General features: G+C 66.8%; 19 protein-coding genes. 10 read left to right on the top strand and 9 right to left on the bottom strand.

The genetic code is table 11. The annotated features are described in order from the left end of the window. Positions 1-322: 322 nt before the first annotated feature. From G6N34_RS01640 to G6N34_RS01635, 3 genes are all read right to left on the bottom strand, one after another. Positions 323-1426 (bottom strand): serine/threonine-protein kinase, encoded by a 1104-nt coding sequence (locus G6N34_RS01640; protein ID WP_085156453.1) that lies wholly within the window; start codon positions 1424-1426, stop codon positions 323-325. 64 nt (positions 1427-1490) lie between these two features. After that, complete coding sequence (locus G6N34_RS28215; protein WP_264017084.1) at positions 1491-1622, bottom strand: hypothetical protein; 132 nt, start codon at positions 1620-1622, stop codon at positions 1491-1493. A 75-nt stretch (positions 1623-1697) separates the two neighbouring features. Beyond that, positions 1698-2711 carry an oxygenase MpaB family protein gene (locus G6N34_RS01635; RefSeq protein ID WP_407663254.1) on the bottom strand — a complete coding sequence of 338 codons (1014 nt, stop codon included), beginning with the start codon at positions 2709-2711 and terminating at the stop codon, positions 1698-1700. A 56-nt stretch (positions 2712-2767) separates the two neighbouring features. Here G6N34_RS01635 and G6N34_RS01630 point away from each other — a divergent pair, with 56 nt between their 5' ends. From G6N34_RS01630 to phoU, 5 genes are all read left to right on the top strand, one after another. Further along, a complete protein-coding gene (locus tag G6N34_RS01630; protein WP_085156310.1) occupies positions 2768-3352 on the top strand; it encodes a TetR/AcrR family transcriptional regulator in 585 nt (194 codons plus the stop codon). A gap of 104 nt (positions 3353-3456) precedes the next feature. Beyond that, positions 3457-4464, top strand: a complete 1008-nt coding sequence (locus tag G6N34_RS01625; RefSeq protein WP_165763680.1) for an acyl-ACP desaturase — start codon at positions 3457-3459, stop codon at positions 4462-4464. After that, entirely contained in the window at positions 4461-5639 is a 1179-nt protein-coding gene (gene dusB / locus G6N34_RS01620; RefSeq protein WP_264017094.1) for a tRNA dihydrouridine synthase DusB, read from the top strand. Before G6N34_RS01625 ends, dusB begins: the two co-directional genes overlap by 4 nt. 204 nt (positions 5640-5843) lie before the next feature. Next, positions 5844-7964 carry an LCP family protein gene (locus G6N34_RS01615; protein ID WP_085156319.1) on the top strand — a complete coding sequence of 707 codons (2121 nt, stop codon included), beginning with the start codon at positions 5844-5846 and terminating at the stop codon, positions 7962-7964. A 73-nt stretch (positions 7965-8037) separates the two neighbouring features. Then, complete coding sequence (gene phoU, locus G6N34_RS01610) at positions 8038-8709, top strand: phosphate signaling complex protein PhoU (protein ID WP_085156322.1); 672 nt, start codon at positions 8038-8040, stop codon at positions 8707-8709. Between the two features lie 60 nt (positions 8710-8769). Here the strand turns inward: phoU and pstB are convergent, their stop codons facing one another. The 6 genes from pstB to G6N34_RS01580 form a co-directional block, all read right to left on the bottom strand. After that, the gene (gene pstB / locus G6N34_RS01605) at positions 8770-9546 is read right to left on the bottom strand and encodes a phosphate ABC transporter ATP-binding protein PstB (RefSeq protein WP_085156324.1); all 777 of its coding nucleotides are present in this window, start codon (positions 9544-9546) and stop codon (positions 8770-8772) included. A gap of 9 nt (positions 9547-9555) precedes the next feature. Next, on the bottom strand, positions 9556-10473 hold the full coding sequence (gene pstA / locus G6N34_RS01600) for a phosphate ABC transporter permease PstA (RefSeq protein ID WP_085156327.1): 918 nt from the start codon (positions 10471-10473) through the stop codon (positions 9556-9558). After that, entirely contained in the window at positions 10470-11537 is a 1068-nt protein-coding gene (gene pstC / locus G6N34_RS01595) for a phosphate ABC transporter permease subunit PstC (RefSeq protein ID WP_085156330.1), read from the bottom strand. Before pstC ends, pstA begins: the two co-directional genes overlap by 4 nt. 37 nt (positions 11538-11574) lie before the next feature. Further along, positions 11575-12681, bottom strand: a complete 1107-nt coding sequence (gene pstS, locus G6N34_RS01590) for a phosphate ABC transporter substrate-binding protein PstS (protein ID WP_276061886.1) — start codon at positions 12679-12681, stop codon at positions 11575-11577. 158 nt (positions 12682-12839) lie between these two features. Then, positions 12840-13718 carry a mycothiol synthase gene (gene mshD, locus G6N34_RS01585; RefSeq protein WP_085156332.1) on the bottom strand — a complete coding sequence of 293 codons (879 nt, stop codon included), beginning with the start codon at positions 13716-13718 and terminating at the stop codon, positions 12840-12842. Continuing rightward, positions 13715-14518 carry a winged helix-turn-helix transcriptional regulator gene (locus tag G6N34_RS01580; protein WP_085156459.1) on the bottom strand — a complete coding sequence of 268 codons (804 nt, stop codon included), beginning with the start codon at positions 14516-14518 and terminating at the stop codon, positions 13715-13717. The genes mshD and G6N34_RS01580 overlap by 4 nt, the downstream gene beginning before the upstream one ends. 145 nt (positions 14519-14663) lie before the next feature. On the opposite strand from G6N34_RS01580, the gene lmeA reads away from it, so the two are divergent. From lmeA to G6N34_RS01560, 5 genes are all read left to right on the top strand, one after another. Beyond that, positions 14664-15461 (top strand): mannan chain length control protein LmeA, encoded by a 798-nt coding sequence (gene lmeA, locus G6N34_RS01575; RefSeq protein WP_085156335.1) that lies wholly within the window; start codon positions 14664-14666, stop codon positions 15459-15461. Next, the gene (locus G6N34_RS01570) at positions 15458-15880 is read left to right on the top strand and encodes a thioredoxin family protein (protein ID WP_085156338.1); all 423 of its coding nucleotides are present in this window, start codon (positions 15458-15460) and stop codon (positions 15878-15880) included. The genes lmeA and G6N34_RS01570 overlap by 4 nt, the downstream gene beginning before the upstream one ends. Positions 15881-15909: 29 nt before the next feature. Further along, positions 15910-15999, top strand: a complete 90-nt coding sequence (locus tag G6N34_RS28410) for an Ms5788A family Cys-rich leader peptide (protein WP_407663200.1) — start codon at positions 15910-15912, stop codon at positions 15997-15999. A gap of 89 nt (positions 16000-16088) precedes the next feature. Further along, positions 16089-16550 (top strand): DUF4395 domain-containing protein, encoded by a 462-nt coding sequence (locus G6N34_RS01565; protein WP_085156341.1) that lies wholly within the window; start codon positions 16089-16091, stop codon positions 16548-16550. Between the two features lie 35 nt (positions 16551-16585). Beyond that, positions 16586-17419, top strand: coding sequence for a sulfurtransferase (locus G6N34_RS01560; RefSeq protein WP_085156344.1), 834 nt, complete (start codon positions 16586-16588; stop codon positions 17417-17419). Positions 17420-17422: the final 3 nt, after the last annotated feature.

Below are 17422 nucleotides of genomic sequence, written 5' to 3'. Positions count from 1 at the left end.
AAAGACGCCGCATGACTGCCACCGCCGCGGCGCTCGGCGAGGTCGCACGCGTCATCCCCGTCGTCTACGCCTCACCGGGAGGGCCGGCGCCGTACTCGAGAACACCTACGCCTCACCGGGAGCCGAACTCGACCTCATTGAGCGCGGCTGCATCCCGTCGGGCCAGCTGACCGGTATCAAAGCCCGCGTCGTGCTGACCATGTTGCTGCGTTCGGGTTGCCCGCGTGGGGAGGCGGAGGCACTGTTGATGGCGGAGGCAGATGCCCGCCATGGCAAGCCCGCGACTGGCTAGCTGTACCAGGGCGCCGGGTTCGTCAGCGGATCAGCCACCGCCGCCTGGTGGGGCCAAGACGTCACCGGCCGCGGCTACGTCGAGGACATCGACCGGCGCCACTGAGGCCCGGCCCATGTCGACGGAGCGCTGCGTCGAGGCCCCCAGCACGAACGCGACCACTCCCACGATGAGCGCGATCAGCAGCACCGCCAACAACAGCACGAGCCGGCCCGAGCGACGCCTCGGCGCGAGCAGCGGCACCGGCGCGGTGATCGGATGCCACGGCGAGACCGGCATGGCCTGCGGCGCCTGCGGCACGGGGATCGGTCCGGTGACGGGATCGCCGTACACGTCGGCCAATTCGGCGCGCATCACCTCGGCGCTTGGGAAGCGCAGCGACGCGTCGCGAGCCATCGCGCGGTCGACGATCGCGGCCAGCTGCACCGGCACGTCGGGCCGCAGCACCGACACCGGCGGCGGTGGCTGCTCGGTGATGGCCTTGGCCAGCGCCACCAGGTTCTCCTCGGGGAACGCCCGGCGTCCGGTCAGCGCCTCCCAGCCGACCACGCCGACCGCGTACAGATCGTCGGCCACGGTCGCGGGATTGCCCGCGAGCCGCTCGGGGCTCATATAGGCCATGGTGCCCATGATCTGGCCCGTGTCGGTGCGGTGCGTGTCGGGGCCTTTGGCCAATCCGAAGTCGGCCACCTGAGCGTCCCCGGTCTGCGTGAAGAGGATGTTCGCGGGCTTGATGTCACGGTGCATGACGCCGGCCGCGTGCGCCGTCGACAGCGCCGACAACACGTCGATGAGCATCCTGCGGACGTAGTCCGGCGGCACCGGGCCGTGGGCGATCAGGTCCGCCAGGCTGTTGCCGGGGAGCCGTTCCATCACGATGAATGGCAGGCCGTTGTGTTCGCCGCTGCCGTAGACCGTGACGATGTTGGGGTGGCGCAGCGCCGCCGCCGACTGCGCCTCAGACCAGAATCTGCGCAGGTAATCCGGATTGTTGTCGAAGCCCGGGTAGAGCAGCTTGATCGCCACGGACTGTCCCGTCTGGGTGTCCCAGCCCTCGCGAACCTCGGCCATGCCGCCACGCCCGAGGACTCCCCGCAGCTCGTAGCGGCCGCCGAGCAGTTCGGGGGCGAACATGGGTTCCACCGTAGTCGTAGGCCCGTTCGCCGGATGCCAACCGTGCGTCACCGTGTCTCGTCGGTCAGCGACGGCCGCCAGACGGATGACGGCGCTCCCAGAACCGGCCCAGGAGCGTCGCCCCGCGAAGGACGAGGACGGCGTAGGCGAGGGCAAGGAACGGGCCGAAAACCCACGCAACAGTCATCGCGGTCATTCGTCTCACCCCCTGCACTCACCGGTGCTCCCATCAGATCACGAGAGGGTGACGCCGCCCGTTCAACGCGCCGGGCTACACCTTGGGGCAGTAGTGCATGCCGTTGTCGCGGTGCCCGATTGGCGGCAGGTTGCGCGCGGGCGTCTCGGGCAGCGGCGTGTCGGCGGGGATGCGGCCGGTCGCGCGGTCCCATCCGGCGCGGGGCCGGGGATGCATACGCCTGCGCTTGGGCAGCAGGGTGAACACGAGGTTCACGGCTTGGCCGAACCGGCGATGCAGCCACTCGTCACGCCGCGACCAGCTGTAGCCCATGCGCTTTCGCACTGCGGGGTGGTACAGGCCGACGGTGAACCAGACGAAGAACGGCGCCAGCAGCTTCAGTTGCGCTTTCCACAGCCAGTCGGGAATCCACGCCGCGAATGGCGGCGCGGGCAGTTCGGTCAGGTCCAGCACGTCGCGCGCGGCCTTGTTGTCCTCAAGAACCTCGGTGCACATGTGGTCCCAGTAGGCCTGGAACTCCTCCCATGTCTTAGGCACCGGACGCATGCTCATGCCGTACATCGAGTACCACTGGACGTGCTCCTCGAACAGCTGACGCTTCTCGTCCTCGGTGATACCGCCGCACAGACGGTCGGCGACGATGATCGTGCCGACGAAGAACGTCGAGTGCGCCCAGTAGAAGACGTCGGGATTGAGCGCGTGATAGCGGCGCCCCGCAGCGTCGACACCCTTGATGTCGACGTGATAGTCGCGCACCTGTGCGCCGGTCATCGGGGCGCGGTCGGTGTCGAACACCACGCCGCCGATCGGATACAACGACCGCAGCAGGCGCGGCCAGCGCTCCTGGAAGAAGATCGAATGCTCCTCGACGGCCGCGCCCAACTGAGGATGCATGTTCTGCATCGACCCAGCCCAGGGACCCTGCAGCATGCCGCGCCAGTCGCCGAAGTACTTCCACGTCAGAGAGTCGGGACCCAGCGGGGTCGGGGGCGTTTCGTACCCGGTGGCCGACATCGGGCAGCCTGTCGCCAACTCAGTACTGGCAACGGGGTCGAGGTCAGTCGTATCTTGAGTCACGCAATTTCCGATCAGTCGATGCAGACAATCTGACTACAAGTGTTGTCAATGTGAATACTAGGAGTGACGTGACGTCCGGTCAACGCAGCAGCCGCTGGGCCGGCGTTCCCCTTCGAGACCGGCCTGCCCGCCGCCGCGACGCCCTGATCGCCGCGGGCGTCCAACTCCTCGGCGGTGTCGCCGGACCGGCCATCACGGTGCGAGCGGTCTGCAGACACGCCGGACTCACCGAACGCTATTTCTACGAGAGCTTCGAGGACCGCGACGACTTCGTGCGCGCGGCGTACGCCGAGGTGTGCACCCAGGCCATGGGCGCACTCGCGCCCGCCACGTCGGCACGCGAAGCTGTCGAGAAGTTCGTCGCCCTCATGGTCGATGACCCAGTCCGGGGCCGTGCCCTGCTGCTGGCTCCGGAGGCCGAACCGGTGCTGAGCCGCTGCGGTTCGGAGTGGATGCCGAACTTCATCGACCTGCTCCAGCGCAAACTCACCACGATCACCGATCCGGTGGTGCAGGCCATGACCGCGACGAGCCTGATCGGAGGCCTGACTGCATTGTTCTCGGCCTACCTCAACGGACGCCTCGCGGCCAGCAGGGAACAGTTCATCGACTACTGCGTCGAGCTTCTGCTCATGGGGGCCAACAGCGCCTGAAGCGCCATGCATCAATGCCGACATGCCGGGGGTGAACTTGTTTGATACTCCGGTACACAGATATATTGACTGCAACCACGCGGTACACATAAATGGGAGGTGTCGTGTCGCAAGACCTGACCGACCTGCAACTTCTTCACGAGCTCGAGCCTGTCGTCGAGCAGCAGATCAACCGTCATATGAAGATGACGAAGGACTGGAACCCGCACGACTACATCCCCTGGTCGGACGGCAAGAACTTCTACGCCCTCGGCGGCCAGGACTGGGACCCCGACGAGTCCAAGCTCGACGAGGTGGCCCGCACCGCAATGGTGCAGAACCTGTTGACCGAGGACAACCTGCCGTCGTATCACCGCGAGATCGCGATGAACTTCTCGATGGACGGACCGTGGGGCTTCTGGGTCAACCGCTGGACGGCTGAGGAGAACCGGCACGGCATCGCCCTGCGCGACTACCTGCTGGCCACCCGCGCGGTCGACCCGGTCGAGCTTGAGATCACCCGCATGGAGCAGGTGACCCGCGGCTTCTCGCCGGGCCAGAACCAGCAGGGCGACCTGTTCGCCGAGAGCCTGTTCGACTCGGTGATGTACGTGTCGTTCCAGGAGCTGGCCACCCGTGTGTCGCACCGCAACACCGGTAAGGCCTGCAAGGACCCCGTCGCCGACCAGCTGCTGCAGCGCGTGTCGGCCGACGAGAACCTGCACATGATCTTCTACCGCGACGTCAGCGCCGCGGGTCTGGACATCGCCCCCAACCAGGCGATGACCTCACTGCACCGCGTGCTGACCAACTTCAAGATGCCCGGGTACACCGTGCCGGACTTCCGCCGCAAGGCCGTCATCATCGCCGTCGGCGGTGTCTACGACCCGCGCATCCACCTCGACGATGTCGTGATGCCGGTGCTGAAGAAGTGGCGCATCTTCGAGCGCGAGGACTTCTCCGGTGAGGGCGCGCGACTGCGCGACGAACTCGGCGAGCTGATCAAGGAGCTCGAGGACACCTGCGTGAAGTTCGAGGTCGCCAAGCAGCGTCGCCTCGAGCGTGAGCGCAAGGTGGCCGAGAAGAAGGCCATGAAGAACCTGTTGGTGTCGACATCATCAGCGGCCTCCTGACCGACCGCCTCCAGGCGGCACAGCCTTCGGACCGATCCGCACTGCGGATCGGTCCGTTCGCATTGCCCAGCCCCGTCGTGCTGGCCCCGATGGCCGGTGTGACAAATGTCGCATTCCGCACCCTCTGCCGACAGCTCGAGCAGGAGATGGTCGGGACCGTCAGCGGGCTGTACGTCTGCGAGATGGTGACCGCCCGCGCGCTCGTCGAGCGGCACCCGGTGACCATGCACATGACGACGTTCGCGCCGGAGGAGTCACCCCGGTCGCTGCAGCTGTACACGGTCGACCCGGCAAACACCTATGCGGCGGCGAAGATGATTGCTGACGAGGGCCTCGCCGACCACATCGACATGAACTTCGGCTGCCCCGTCCCCAAAGTCACCCGCCGCGGCGGCGGTGCCGCACTGCCGTACAAGCGAAAGCTGTTCGGCCAGATCGTGGCGGCCGCGGTGCGCGCCACCGAAGGCACCACGATCCCCGTGACGGTGAAGTTCCGGGTGGGCATCGACGATGAACACCTGACCTTCCTCGACGCGGGCCGCATCGCTGAGCAGGAGGGCGCCGCGGCCGTGGCGCTGCACGCCCGAACCGCCGCGCAGCGCTACTCCGGGGCTGCCGACTGGGATCGCATCGCAGCGCTCAAACAGCACGTCCGCAGCATCCCCGTGTTGGGCAACGGCGACATCTTCGACGCCAGCGACGCGCTGGCCATGATGGCCGCCACGGGCTGCGACGGCGTGGTGATCGGCCGAGGCTGCCTGGGGCGGCCGTGGCTGTTCGCCGAGTTATCGGCGGCGTTCACGGGAGCGCCTGCGCCCACCCCACCCAACCTCGGTGCGGTGGCCGACATCATCCGTCGCCATGCCGTGCTGCTGGCCGACCACTTCGGCGAGGACAAGGGCATGCGGGACATCCGCAAGCACGTCGCCTGGTACCTGCACGGCTTCCCGGCGGGCTCCGATGTGCGGCGCGCTCTGGCGCTGGTGAAGACGTTGGACGAACTCGACCGACTGCTGGGCAACCTTGAGGCGTCGGCACCGTTCCCCGAGGTGGGCAGCGGTCCTCGCGGCCGTCAGGGCTCACCGTCCAAGGTCTCGCTGCCCGAGGGATGGCTCGATGACCCCGATGACTGCACGGTGCCCGAGGGGGCTGACGCTATGCACTCCGGTGGCTGAATCGAGACGTTCTCGACATCGGACGTCTCAGGTTGTCTCAGTACGATGTGAACCTGTTCCAGTTCGCTCCGGTGGCGCGCGGCGGGTCTGGACTGCTAAAGACATAAGGAACGTTTGTGTTTGTCAGCGTCGACAGGCACCCATTGGGCGCTGCCCGCGCACGCTGAGTGAGACCTCACGGAAATTCGGAGGCCGGATACGGACATGAGTGACGGCGACAGCGCCACTCCTGGCCAGCACCGTGCGCCCGACCCGCACAGTGACAACCAGTGGCTTACCCGAACTCCGCGGCCCAAGCCAGACGCCGCGCCGTGGGAACGCGCATCGGATGCGTCCGACGCACCGGAACCCGTTCCCACCGGCAACCACACCGACGGAATCACGGTCGCCGACCTGATCGCCAGGGTCACCGGCGACATCCCCAGGATTCTGCAGACGCCCGCGGACGACGATGCGGACGACGATGCGGACGACGCACCAGCGTCCAGCGCCGGGAGGTCCCGCCACCTCGACGATCAGGACGACCCGCCGACCATCCCCACGGTGTCGGCCTACGAGGCCGAACTCCCCGAGTTCGCGCTCGCCCCCCGACGGCGCCGGGACGTCGAGGACGAACCGGCCACCGCGATCCTCCCGGTCGCAGGCGCGGAGCCGCTGCCCGATCTCTCCGACAACGCCCCGGTCACGCCGAAGACGAAGCCGAGCGCGCCGCGTGGCCGCCGATCGATCCTGCTGGCGGGCCGTTCGCTCGCCGCGATGTTCGCGGTGCTCGCGCTGGTGCTGACCGGCGGCGCCTGGCAGTGGACGACGGCGAAGAACAATCGACTCAACAACGTCGCGGCACTGGACCTGAACTCTCGCGACATCGTGGACCCCAACGCCCAGTTCGGCGATGAGAACTTCCTGATCGTCGGCGTCGACAGCCGCTACGGTCAGAACAGCGACATGGGCGCGGGAAGCACGTCGGACGCCGACGGCGCACGGTCGGACAGCGTGATCCTGGTCAACATCCCGGCCGACCGTAAGCGCGTCGTCGCGGTGTCGTTCCCCCGTGACCTGGCCATCACCCCGCAGCAGTGCGAGGCCTGGAACGCCGCGACCGGCCAGTACGGCCCCGTCTACGACGAGACCACCGAGACCTACGGGCCCGAAGAGGTCTACACCGAGTCGAAGCTGAACTCCGCCTACGCTTTCGGCGGGCCCAAGTGCCTGGTCAAGGTGATTCAGAAGATCTCGGGGCTGTCGATCAACCGGTTCATGGCCGTGGATTTCGCCGGCTTCGCCAAGATGGTCGACGCCCTCGGCGGCGTCGAGGTGTGCAGCACCACGCCGTTGGAGGACTACGAACTCGGGATGGTGCTGCCGGTTGCCGGCCGGCAGATGGTCGATGGCACCACGGCACTGAACTATGTGCGGGCCCGGCAGGTCACCACCGAGGTCAACGGTGACTACGGCCGCATCAAGCGCCAGCAGTTGTTCCTGTCGTCGCTGCTGCGGTCGTTGATCTCCAAGGAGACCTTCTTCTCGCTCAGCAAGCTCAACAACGTCGTCAACATGTTCATCAACGACAGCTCGGTCGACAACCTGACCACCAAGGACCTCGTGGAGCTCGGTCAGTCACTGCAGGGCGTGTCGGCGGGCCGGATCACCTTTGTCACCGTTCCCACCACCGGGTACGCCGACGAGTGGGGCAACGAGCAGCCCCGCACCGAGGACATCCGCGCGCTGTTCGACGCGATCATCAACGACGACCCCCTGCCCGGTGAGAACGACCAGAACGCGACGACCACCCCGGTGACCGCCGCGGAGACGACGGAGACCACCGAGGCGACGACGACCACCGACGCCACCTCCGAGCTCAACGCGGACGGCGAGGACCCGGTCCAGGAGATGGCCGCGACCACCGAAGAGGTCAGCGCGATCACGACCGAGCCGCAGGAGATCAGCGTGCACGTGTCGAATTCGACCGACACCAGCGGACTGGGTTCGACGGCGAGCAACGACCTCCAGAGCTACGGCTATAACGTCGACACTCCCGACGACTACCCCGAGGCCCTCACCGAGACGACGGTGCAGTACTCGCCCGGAAATGAGCAGGCCGCGGCCACCGTGGCGGCCTCGCTGGGCACTCCGCGCATCGAGCGGGTCACCGGCCTGGGCGATGAGGTCCAGGTCGTGCTCGGGTCCGACTACTCCGCCGTCAGCCCTCCCCCGCCCAGCGGATCGCAGCGGACCGTGACCGTCGTGCACCGGGTCAAGTCCACTCCCACGCACCTGCCGGAGGACCTGACCGTCACCAACGGGGCCGACATCAGCTGCGAGTAGCGGCCCGCCATTCATCGGCCGTTCACCCTGCACATCGTGTCTAATGCCGTGGCCGCACCGTAGGCTGGAAGCCATGCGGACCGCTTACCACGAGCAGCTTGAAGCCCTGACGGCCCAACTTGGAGAGATGTGCGGACTCTCCGGACGTGCCATGGAGCGCGCCACTCAGGCGCTGCTGCAAGCTGACCTGGTTCTCGCGGAGCAGGTGATCACCGACCACGACCAGATCACGGCGATGAGCGAGACCGCCGAGGAGAGCGCGTTCGTGCTGCTGGCGCTGCAGGCCCCCGTGGCAGGCGACCTGCGCGCGATCGTCAGCTCGATCCAGATGGTCGCCGACATCGACCGCATGGGCGCGCTCGCGCTGCACGTGGCCAAGATCGCCCGTCGGCGTCATCCGCTGCACGCCCTTCCCGAAGAGGTCAACGGCTACTTCGCCGAGATGGGCCGGTTGGCGGTCGAACTGGGCAACAGCGCCCAGGAGGTGGTCCTGTCGCGAGACCCGCAGAAGGCCGCCAGCATCCGCGAAGAGGACGATGCGATGGACGATCTGCACCGTCACCTCTTCTCGGTGCTGATGGACCGGGAGTGGAAGCACGGCGTGGCCGCGGCCGTCGACGTGACGCTGCTCGGCCGGTTCTACGAACGCTTCGCCGACCATGCCGTCGAGGTGGCCCGGCGGGTCATCTTCCAGGTCACCGGCAGCTATCCCACCTTGGAGCACGACCTGTACAAGGCGCACTGATCCACCCCACGACAGTGGGCCCCTGCGGAAGCAGGGGCCCACTGTCGTTCGCGGCGACACTCAGCCGAAGCGGCCGGAGATGTAGTCCTCGGTGGCCTTCTGGGTGGGGTTGGAGAAGATCTTCTCGGTGTCGTCGATCTCGATGAGCCGGCCCGGTTTTCCGGTGGCCTCGAGGTTGAAGAACGCGGTCTGATCGCTGACGCGCGCGGCCTGCTGCATGTTGTGGGTGACGATCACGATGGTGAAGTCGAGCTTCAACTGGGCGATCAGATCCTCGATCGCCAGCGTCGAGATCGGATCCAGCGCCGAACACGGTTCATCCATGAGCAGCACGTCGGGTTGCACCGCGATGGCGCGGGCGATGCACAGGCGCTGCTGCTGACCGCCGGACAGCCCGCCGCCCGGCTTGTCGAGGCGGTCCTTGACCTCATTCCACAGGTTGGCGCCGCGCAGTGACCGCTCCGCGGTCTCGTCGAGCGTCTTGCGGTTGCGCACCCCCTGCAACTTCAGACCTGCGACCACGTTGTCGCGGATCGACATGGTGGGGAAAGGATTCGGCCGCTGGAAGACCATCCCGATGGTCTTGCGCACGCCGACCGGATCGACTCCGGATGCGTAGATGTCGTCGCCGTCGAGCAGCACCGACCCCTGGACTCGGGCGCCGGGGATGACCTCGTGCATGCGGTTCAGGGTGCGCAGCACCGTGGACTTGCCACACCCGGACGGGCCGATGAACGCGGTGACGCTGCGCGGCGGCACCGACAGCGAGACGTCGGCGACGGCGTGGAACGACCCGTAATAGATGTTGACGTCCTTGAGGTCCAGACGTTTTGCCATGACGGACTCCTAAACCTTCTTCGGTGCAAAGAATTTCGCGACGAAGCGGGCCGCGATGTTGAGAATGGCGATCAGCACGATCAGGGTCAGTGCCGCGCCCCAGAGGCGGTCGGTGGGCACCGGATTGGCGCCCGCGCCTGCCGAGGTCTGGTCGTACATCATGCCCGGCAGCGAACCCATGAAACCGCCGAACATGTCGAAGTTGATGGCCTGCGCATAACCCACCAGGATCAGCAGCGGTGCGGTCTCCCCCATCACACGAGCGAGAGCCAGCATGATGCCGGTGACGATTCCCGACAGCGCCGTGGGAATGACGATGCGCACGATGGTCTTCCACTTCGGCACGCCCAGCGCATAACTGGCCTCACGCAGGTCCATCGGAACGATGCGCAGCATCTCCTCGGTGGAGCGCACGATCACCGGGATCATCAGCAGGACCAGGGCCAGCGACACCGCGAACCCCGACCGCTGAAATCCGAACGTGGCAACCCACAGCGCGTAGATGAACAGCGCGGCCACGATCGAGGGGACGCCCGTGAGGATGTCGACCATGAACGTGGTGATTCTGCCCATCCGCGTGCCGCCGCCGTACTCGACGAGGTAGATCCCGACGAACACCCCGACCGGGATCGAGATGACCGCGCAGACCAGCCCCTGCAGCAGCGTGCCCACGATCGCGTGGTACGCGCCGCCGCCCGCGGCGAACGCCGTCATACCGGACTGGGAGTTGAACCACCACGTGCTCGAGGTGACCGCCCCGATGCCCTTGGAAACCACCGAGTAGAGCACCCACACCAGCGGCACCAGGGCCACCAGCACCGACAGCGACACCAGAACCGTGGCCACGTTGTCGGTGATCCGGCGGCGCGTGCTCACGCCCTGGAAGGTGCGGGCCTTGACCGGTTGGTCCAATACGGAACTGGTCATGACTTGCCCTTCCCAGCGACCGCCGCGCGGGCCAGTGAGTTCACCACAAATGTCAGGATGAACAGCACCAGACCTGCCGCGATGTAAGCGCCTGCCTTGTACTGGTCGTTGAATTCCGAAGCGGCCGCGGCGATCTTGCTCGCGAACGTGTAGCCGGCGTCGAACAGCGACCACCCGAACGCCTTCTGGGTGCCGCGCAGGATGATCAGCAGCGCGATGGTCTCGCCGAGCGCTCGGCCCAGCCCCAGCATCGCCCCGCTGATGTACCCGGACATGCCGAACGGCAGCACCGTCGTCCGGACCACCTCCCACCGGGTGGCGCCGAGCGCGAGCGCGGCCTCGATCTGCCCACGCGGAGTCTGCACGAACACCTCACGGGTGACGGCCGTGATGATCGGCAGGATCATCACCGCGAGCACGATGCCCGCCGTGAAGATGGTTCCACCGCCGGCCACCGAGGCGTTGCCCGTGGCGAACAGGAACAGCCAGCCCAGGTATTCGTTGAGCCACAGCGCAAAGGGCTGCAGCACCGGGGCCAGCACGTACAGACCCCACACGCCGTAGATGATCGACGGCACAGCAGCCAGCAGGTCCACGAGATAGGCCAGCGGACCGGCGACGCGTCGCGGTGCGTACTGCGTCAGGAAGACCGCGATTCCCAGCGCCACCGGCATGGCCAGGATCAACGCGAACACCGACACGAACACCGTCACCTGAAGCAGATCCAGGATGCCGAATTTCATCGCCGACGTGTCGGTGGTGACCCAGTTTCCGCCGTACAGGAAGAAGTTGGCCTCGTTGCGGGACAACGCCGGGATGGCCCGCCACAACAGGAACAGGCCGATGGCGGCGATCAGCGCGATGATGAGGATGCCCGAGCCCTCCGCCAGCCAGCGGAAGACTCGGTCACCCAGGCGAACCCTGGCACCACGGCCGGGGTCGGTCGAGATCGGCTCGGGCTCGGGGAACGGTGAAGCGATGACCTCTCCGGAGCCTGCATCGGCCGGATTAGGAGTCGTCACAGCAACACCATCGCCGATCCTGTCACTAGTAGATCTGGTCATACATCCTCACCGCATCCGTGCCGATTCGCAGGGGGTACTACGCAATGGCGTCGATTGCCGCGGTGAGGCGTTCCTTGAACTTATCCGGCAGCGGAACGTAGCCCGCAGCGGACAGGCCGCTCTGGCCCTGGTTGGCGGCCACCGTCATGAAGGAACGCACCGCCGCGGCGGTGTCGGGGTCGTACCCCTTGGAGCACACGATGTTGTAGGTGGCCAGGACCAGCGGATAGGCGCCGGGTTCCGTGGTGCCGTACAGCGACGCCAGGTCGAGCACCAGATCGTGGCCTTCGCCGGCGAACGTGGCCGCGTCGATCGCCTTGGCGGCCGACTCGTCGGTCAGTTCGACGGCGCCGCTGCCAGTGTCGATCTGGGCGAACGGCACCCCCGCCTGCTCGGCGAAACCCTTCTCGACGTAACCGATCGATCCGGGGGTGGACTGCACGGCCTGCACGACGCCCGCCGACTTCTGCGCGCCCTCGCCGGCACCACCCTGGAACTCGCTGCCCGCTCCCTTGGTCCAACTCTCCGGAGCCGCGGTCTCCAGATACTTCTGGAAGTTGTCGGTGGTGCCTGAGGAGTCCGAACGGAAGATCGGCGTGATCGGGGTGTCGGGCAGTGTCGCGCCCTCGTTGAGGGCCGCGATCGCGGGGTCGTTCCACCTGGTGATCTGGCCACCGAAGATCTTGGCCAACAGGTCGGCGTTGACCGCGAGCCTGTCGACGCCGTCGACGTTGAAGGCCAGGGCGATGGGGCCGAACACCAGCGGCAGGTTCCACGCCGGGTTGTCGCCGCAGCGTGCGGCGGCCTGTTGGACCTGCTCGTCCTTGAGGGCCGAGTCCGAACCCGCGAAGTCGACGTTCTTGGCGATGAACTGCTCGCGCCCGGCGCCCGACCCCGTGGGGTTGTAGGCGAGGTTCTTGCCCGGGCAGGCCTGCCCCCACGCCTGGTTGAACAGTGCGATGGCGTTCTGCTGCGCCGTCGAACCCTCACCGGTGAGGGTGTTCTTGCCCTCGCAGTTGGCCGCACCCAACGCCGTGCCGGTCGCCGTCGTGCCCGCGGGAGTGTTGTTGTCGCTGCCGCATGCCGTGAGGGCCAGACCCGCGACGGCCGTCGCCGAGATCGCAGTCAGGACAGACCTGCCCATGGTGTTGCGCTTCACCGAACCCACTTTCTGTGTGCCACAAGTGCCTGCTGTTGCCATTCATCGGCAACGTATGCGCTGGTGATGGACAGAACCCCGATGGCGGGTGAACGTGGAGTGAACAGCTGCGTGAACGCCGGATGGCGGCAGGCTGTGAGCCTCTAATCGCGTGCGTAGGCGGTGTCGACGCTGTGCACCGTGAAGCCCAAACGGTCATACGTGCGGACCGCCGCGGTGTTGTCGGACTCGACGTAGAGCATCACGACGGGGTCCGGGTACGACGACAGGCGCTGCGCGAGGTGACGCATGCCGACCGCGGTCAGGATGCGGCCCAGCCCGCGACCCTGCGCCTCTGGGTCCACGCCCACGACGTAGACCTCGCCGAGGCCCTCCGGATCCTTGTGCACCTTGGTCCAGTGGAAGCCCACCAGATGATCGGTGCCGGCGTCGAACGCCAGGAACAGGCCCTCAGGATCGAACCACGACTCGTCGCGACGTTCGGCGATGTCGGCCTCGGTCCATCCGCCCTGTTCGGGATGCCAGGAGAAGGCCGCGTTGTTGACCCGCAGCAGTTCGGCGTCGTCGGAAGGCCCTGCGTACGTGCGGATCTCGGTGTCCGGGGCGTCGTCGACCGCGGGCAGGTCACCCAGGGGGCGCCGCATCTGCAACAGTCGACGCACCGCGACCAGGCCGGCCGCGCGGGCGGTGGCCTCGGCGGCGGGCAACGTGCCGTGGGCCCAGAACCGGATCTTGTCCGACCGCTGCAGGGCAGCGCGGATCAGGTCAGCACCCACACCGCGCCTGCGCGCGGACGGATGCACGACGAGTTCGGCCATCTCGGGTGTGAGGTTGAGGTACCCGATCTGCGCGCCGGTGTCGTCGCGCGCGAGCAGATGCTCGGTGCGCTGATGCCCGAGTTCCCGGATGACCTGCTCGCCGACAGGCACAACATCATCGAATTCCGTTGCGGCCCTGATAATCTCGGCGACTGCAAGCTGCTCTTCGGAGGTCAGTGCGGTACGCCAGGACAGCTCGGTCACTGGCTGTGCAGCGGATCGGCGAAGGCGTCGGAATCCGCGGCCAGGGCGTCGTCGTCGGCGATGAGATCGTCCTGGTCGAGTTCGGCGAACTCGACCTCCTCAGCACCGGGATCGGCGACCGGCGGTCGCCCACGGGTGGGCCGGACGGCCTTGTAGCCGACGTTGCGGACCGTGCCGATGAGCGACTCGTATTCGGGGCCGAGCTTCGCGCGCAGTCGCCGGACGTGGACGTCGACGGTGCGGGTGCCGCCGAAGAAGTCATAGCCCCAGACCTCCTGCAGCAGTTGCGCGCGGGTGAACACCCGGCCGGCATGCTGCGCGAGGTACTTGAGCAGTTCGAACTCTTTGTAGGTCAGGTCGAGCGGGCGACCCCGCAGGCGGGCGGTGTAAGTGCCCTCGTCGATCACCAACTCGCCGAGGGTGACCTTGCCCGCACTCTCCTGGCTCGCCACACCGCCGCGTCGGCCCACCAGCAGGCGCAGACGGGCGTCGATCTCGGCGGGTCCGGTGCTGGGAAGCAGGATCTCGTCGAGACCCCATTCGACGTTCACGGCGACCAGGCCGCCCTCGTTGACCACGGCCACCACCGGAACGCCGGTGTTGGTGGTCCCCAGCAGTCGACAGAGGCCGCGGGCGGCCGCGAGATCGGTGCGCGCATCGACGATCGCCACATCAGCGGTTCCGGCCTCGAGCAGCGAGGACACTTCGGTCGGGGCGGAGCGGACGTTGTGGGCCAGCAGAGCCAGCGACGGAAGTACGGACTCCGGATGTGGGTCGACGGTGAGTAGCAGTAGCTCCAACAGGGCCTCCAGAGACCAGGGGTGATCCCCTAGATTCATGGCCGACACATCGTCGTTACCGACCAGGTTCGTATAACGATAACCTGACGCCCGTCGATCAGCCCTGTTGAACGGCCATGAGGCGCAGGTAGGACACAATGGCGGCGTGCGGAGATTCGTGACCCGGAGCGCTGTGGCCGTGCTGACCGTCGTGCTCGCGGCGATTGCCGTGGACTTCGGAGCTGCGATCCTCGCCGAGTACCGCCTGTCCCGCGCGGTTCGCAACGCCGCGCATCTGCAGTGGGATCCGTCGGTGGCCATCCTGGGGTTTCCGTTCAGTCCGCAGGCCATGCGTCACCACTACGACGAGGTCGAGATCAAGGCGAACGACGTCGAGCACCGGCACGTCGGCCGCGCCTCACTTGAGGCCACGATGCACTCGGTCGGGTTGACGGACGCATCGTGGCTGGTCAGGCCGGAAGCGCCGCTTCCGATCGGCAAGATTGAGAGTCGCATCATCATCGACTCCGCCCACCTCGGGGCGTTCATGGGACTCAAGGACCTGATGGTGGAGGCACCGACCCGCGAATCCAACGATGCGACGGGCGGCACCACCGAATCCGGCATCTCGGGCAGCCAGGGCCTGGTGTTCACCGCGACGCCGAAGTCGGCCGGCTTGGAAGAGCGGGTCAGCGTCTCGGTGGACCTCTCGATCGAGGGTCCGGAACGCACGACGCTGGTGTTCACGCCGACGGAGGTGCTCACCGGCCCCGGCACCGCCGATCAGGAGGTGCCCGAGGAGAACCGCGACGCAGTGCTGGCAGCGTTCGCGGCCCGCCTGCCCGACCAGCGCCTGCCGTTCGGCGTCGCACCGACCAGCCAGGGTGCCCGCGGATCGGATGTGATCATTGAGGGGATCACCGAGGGATTGACCATCACGCTGGCGGAGTTCACACAATCATGAACACATCTGCTGGCCTCACGATCGTCATCGTGATCGCCGTTCTGGCCCTCGGATATCTCGTCGGACGGTTGATCACGCTGCGTTCGGGGATGCTGCGTGATGCCGCCAAGGCCGCCAACGTCGACACGACCGGGTTGGGCCTGTCCGACACCGGGCCGACGGTTCTGCACTTCAGCGCGACGTGGTGCGGACCCTGCGCCGCCGTCCGCCGGGTCGTCGACACGGTGTGCGCCGAACTGCCGTCGGTCGCCCATGTGGAGATCGATATGGACGACAATCCGGAGGCCGCACGGCGGCTTTCGGTGCTGTCACTGCCGACAACGATCATTTTCGATCGCGACGGCCACCCGCGCTACCGGACCACCGGGGTCCCCAATGCCGGTGACCTGCGGTCAGCGCTCGAACCGCTATTGGCCTGATCACGGTCTCATTGGGTAAGCTGTCCGGCGTGTCAGCCCGCATTGAGCTTTCGCTCACCAAGCGCCGCGCAGTTGATCTGTGCCGCGTCGCGGGCTGTTGCTGTTGTTGTTGCCGCTGAGTCGCTGCGCGCTCTTCGCGCGCACCCCGCGAGCAGCCTCTGTGGCCTGTTCGCGCCCAGTCCAAAGACAACACAGCAGGAGCACCTTTATGTCGAACGTCAACACACCCGATCAGGTCGATGTCAGAGGCCCCAGGTTCGTCGCCTGGGTGACGACAACCGTCCTGATCGCCACGCTGCTCATCTCCTCGTTCAGCACGGCGGCCGCGGCGACGCTGCTGGGTGTGCAGGCCGTGGTCTTCGCCGTCGGCGCCTCGCTCGGACCGCGCAGGCACCCCTTCGGCCGCATCTTCGCCAGCCTGGTGGCGCCCCGTCTGGGACCGGTGACCGAACGTGAGCCGATCCCGCCGCTGAAGTTCGCCCAGTTGGTCGGGTTCGTCTTCGCGGTCGTCGGCACCGCCGGTTTCGCCCTGGGCAGCGCCCCGCTCGGCCTCACTGCCACCGCGTTCGCACTGTTCGCGGCGTTTCTCAATGCGGCCTTCGGCATCTGCCTCGGCTGCCAGATCTACCCGTTCGTCGCTCGTCTGCGGCGGACACGAGTCACCGCTTAACAACCCCACGCACCGCAATCGAAAGGACCCACTTCATGGCACGCTCCGATGTCCTGGTCTCCACCGACTGGGCCGAGAGCAATCTCGAGGCGCCGAACACTGTCTTCGTCGAGGTCGATGAAGACACCAGCGCCTACGACACCGGCCACATCGCCGGCGCCGTCCGGTTGGACTGGAAGACCGACCTGCAGGACCCCGTCAAGCGCGACTTCGTCGACGCCGCGCAGTTCTCGAAGCTGTTGTCCGAGCGCGGCATCAGCAACGACGACACCGTGATTCTCTACGGCGGCAACAACAACTGGTTCGCGGCGTACGCGTACTGGTACTTCAAGCTCTACGGCCACGAGAACGTCAAGCTCCTCGACGGCGGTCGCAAGAAGTGGGAACTCGACGGTCGCCCCTTGACCGCCGATGCCGTCTCGCGCCCGCAGACCAGCTACTCCGCCAAGGAACCCGACAACAGCATTCGTGCGTTCCGCGACGAGGTCATCAAGGCCATCGGCGAGAAGAACCTGGTCGACGTGCGCTCTCCCGACGAGTTCTCCGGCAAGATCCTGGCCCCGGCCCACCTGCCGCAGGAGCAGAGCCAGCGCGCCGGCCACATCCCGACGGCCATCAACGTGCCGTGGAGCAAGGCGGCCAACGAGGACGGCACCTTCAAGTCGGACGAGGATCTGGCCAAGCTCTACGCCGAGGCCGGCCTGGACGGCAAGAAGGAGACCATCGCGTACTGCCGCATCGGTGAGCGCTCGTCGCACACCTGGTTCGTGCTGCAGGAACTTCTGGGCCACCAGAACGTCAAGAACTACGACGGCAGTTGGACGGAATACGGCTCCCTGGTGGGTGCCCCGATCGAGTTGGGAAGTTAAGAA

Source organism: Mycolicibacterium confluentis, from assembly GCF_010729895.1.
Classification (GTDB): domain Bacteria; phylum Actinomycetota; class Actinomycetes; order Mycobacteriales; family Mycobacteriaceae; genus Mycobacterium; species Mycobacterium confluentis.
The sequence above is the reverse complement of the archived record's forward strand: the minus strand, read 5'-3'. Positions and strand labels throughout refer to the sequence as shown.

What these genes read in the sequence shown, in the direction of transcription:
- phoU (WP_085156322.1), top strand. Translation starts at nt 8,038, where the DNA reads ATGCGGACCGCTTACCACGAGCAGCTTGAAGCCCTGACGGCCCAACTT.
- G6N34_RS01570 (WP_085156338.1), top strand. Translation starts at nt 15,458, where the DNA reads ATGAACACATCTGCTGGCCTCACGATCGTCATCGTGATCGCCGTTCTG.
- pstS (WP_276061886.1), bottom strand. Translation starts at nt 12,681, where the DNA reads ATGGGCAGGTCTGTCCTGACTGCGATCTCGGCGACGGCCGTCGCGGGT.
- G6N34_RS28215 (WP_264017084.1), bottom strand. Translation starts at nt 1,622, where the DNA reads ATGACCGCGATGACTGTTGCGTGGGTTTTCGGCCCGTTCCTTGCCCTC.
- pstA (WP_085156327.1), bottom strand. Translation starts at nt 10,473, where the DNA reads ATGACCAGTTCCGTATTGGACCAACCGGTCAAGGCCCGCACCTTCCAG.
- pstB (WP_085156324.1), bottom strand. Translation starts at nt 9,546, where the DNA reads ATGGCAAAACGTCTGGACCTCAAGGACGTCAACATCTATTACGGGTCG.
- pstC (WP_085156330.1), bottom strand. Translation starts at nt 11,537, where the DNA reads ATGACCAGATCTACTAGTGACAGGATCGGCGATGGTGTTGCTGTGACG.
- G6N34_RS01640 (WP_085156453.1), bottom strand. Translation starts at nt 1,426, where the DNA reads ATGTTCGCCCCCGAACTGCTCGGCGGCCGCTACGAGCTGCGGGGAGTC.
- G6N34_RS01560 (WP_085156344.1), top strand. Translation starts at nt 16,586, where the DNA reads ATGGCACGCTCCGATGTCCTGGTCTCCACCGACTGGGCCGAGAGCAAT.
- G6N34_RS01615 (WP_085156319.1), top strand. Translation starts at nt 5,844, where the DNA reads ATGAGTGACGGCGACAGCGCCACTCCTGGCCAGCACCGTGCGCCCGAC.
- G6N34_RS01565 (WP_085156341.1), top strand. Translation starts at nt 16,089, where the DNA reads ATGTCGAACGTCAACACACCCGATCAGGTCGATGTCAGAGGCCCCAGG.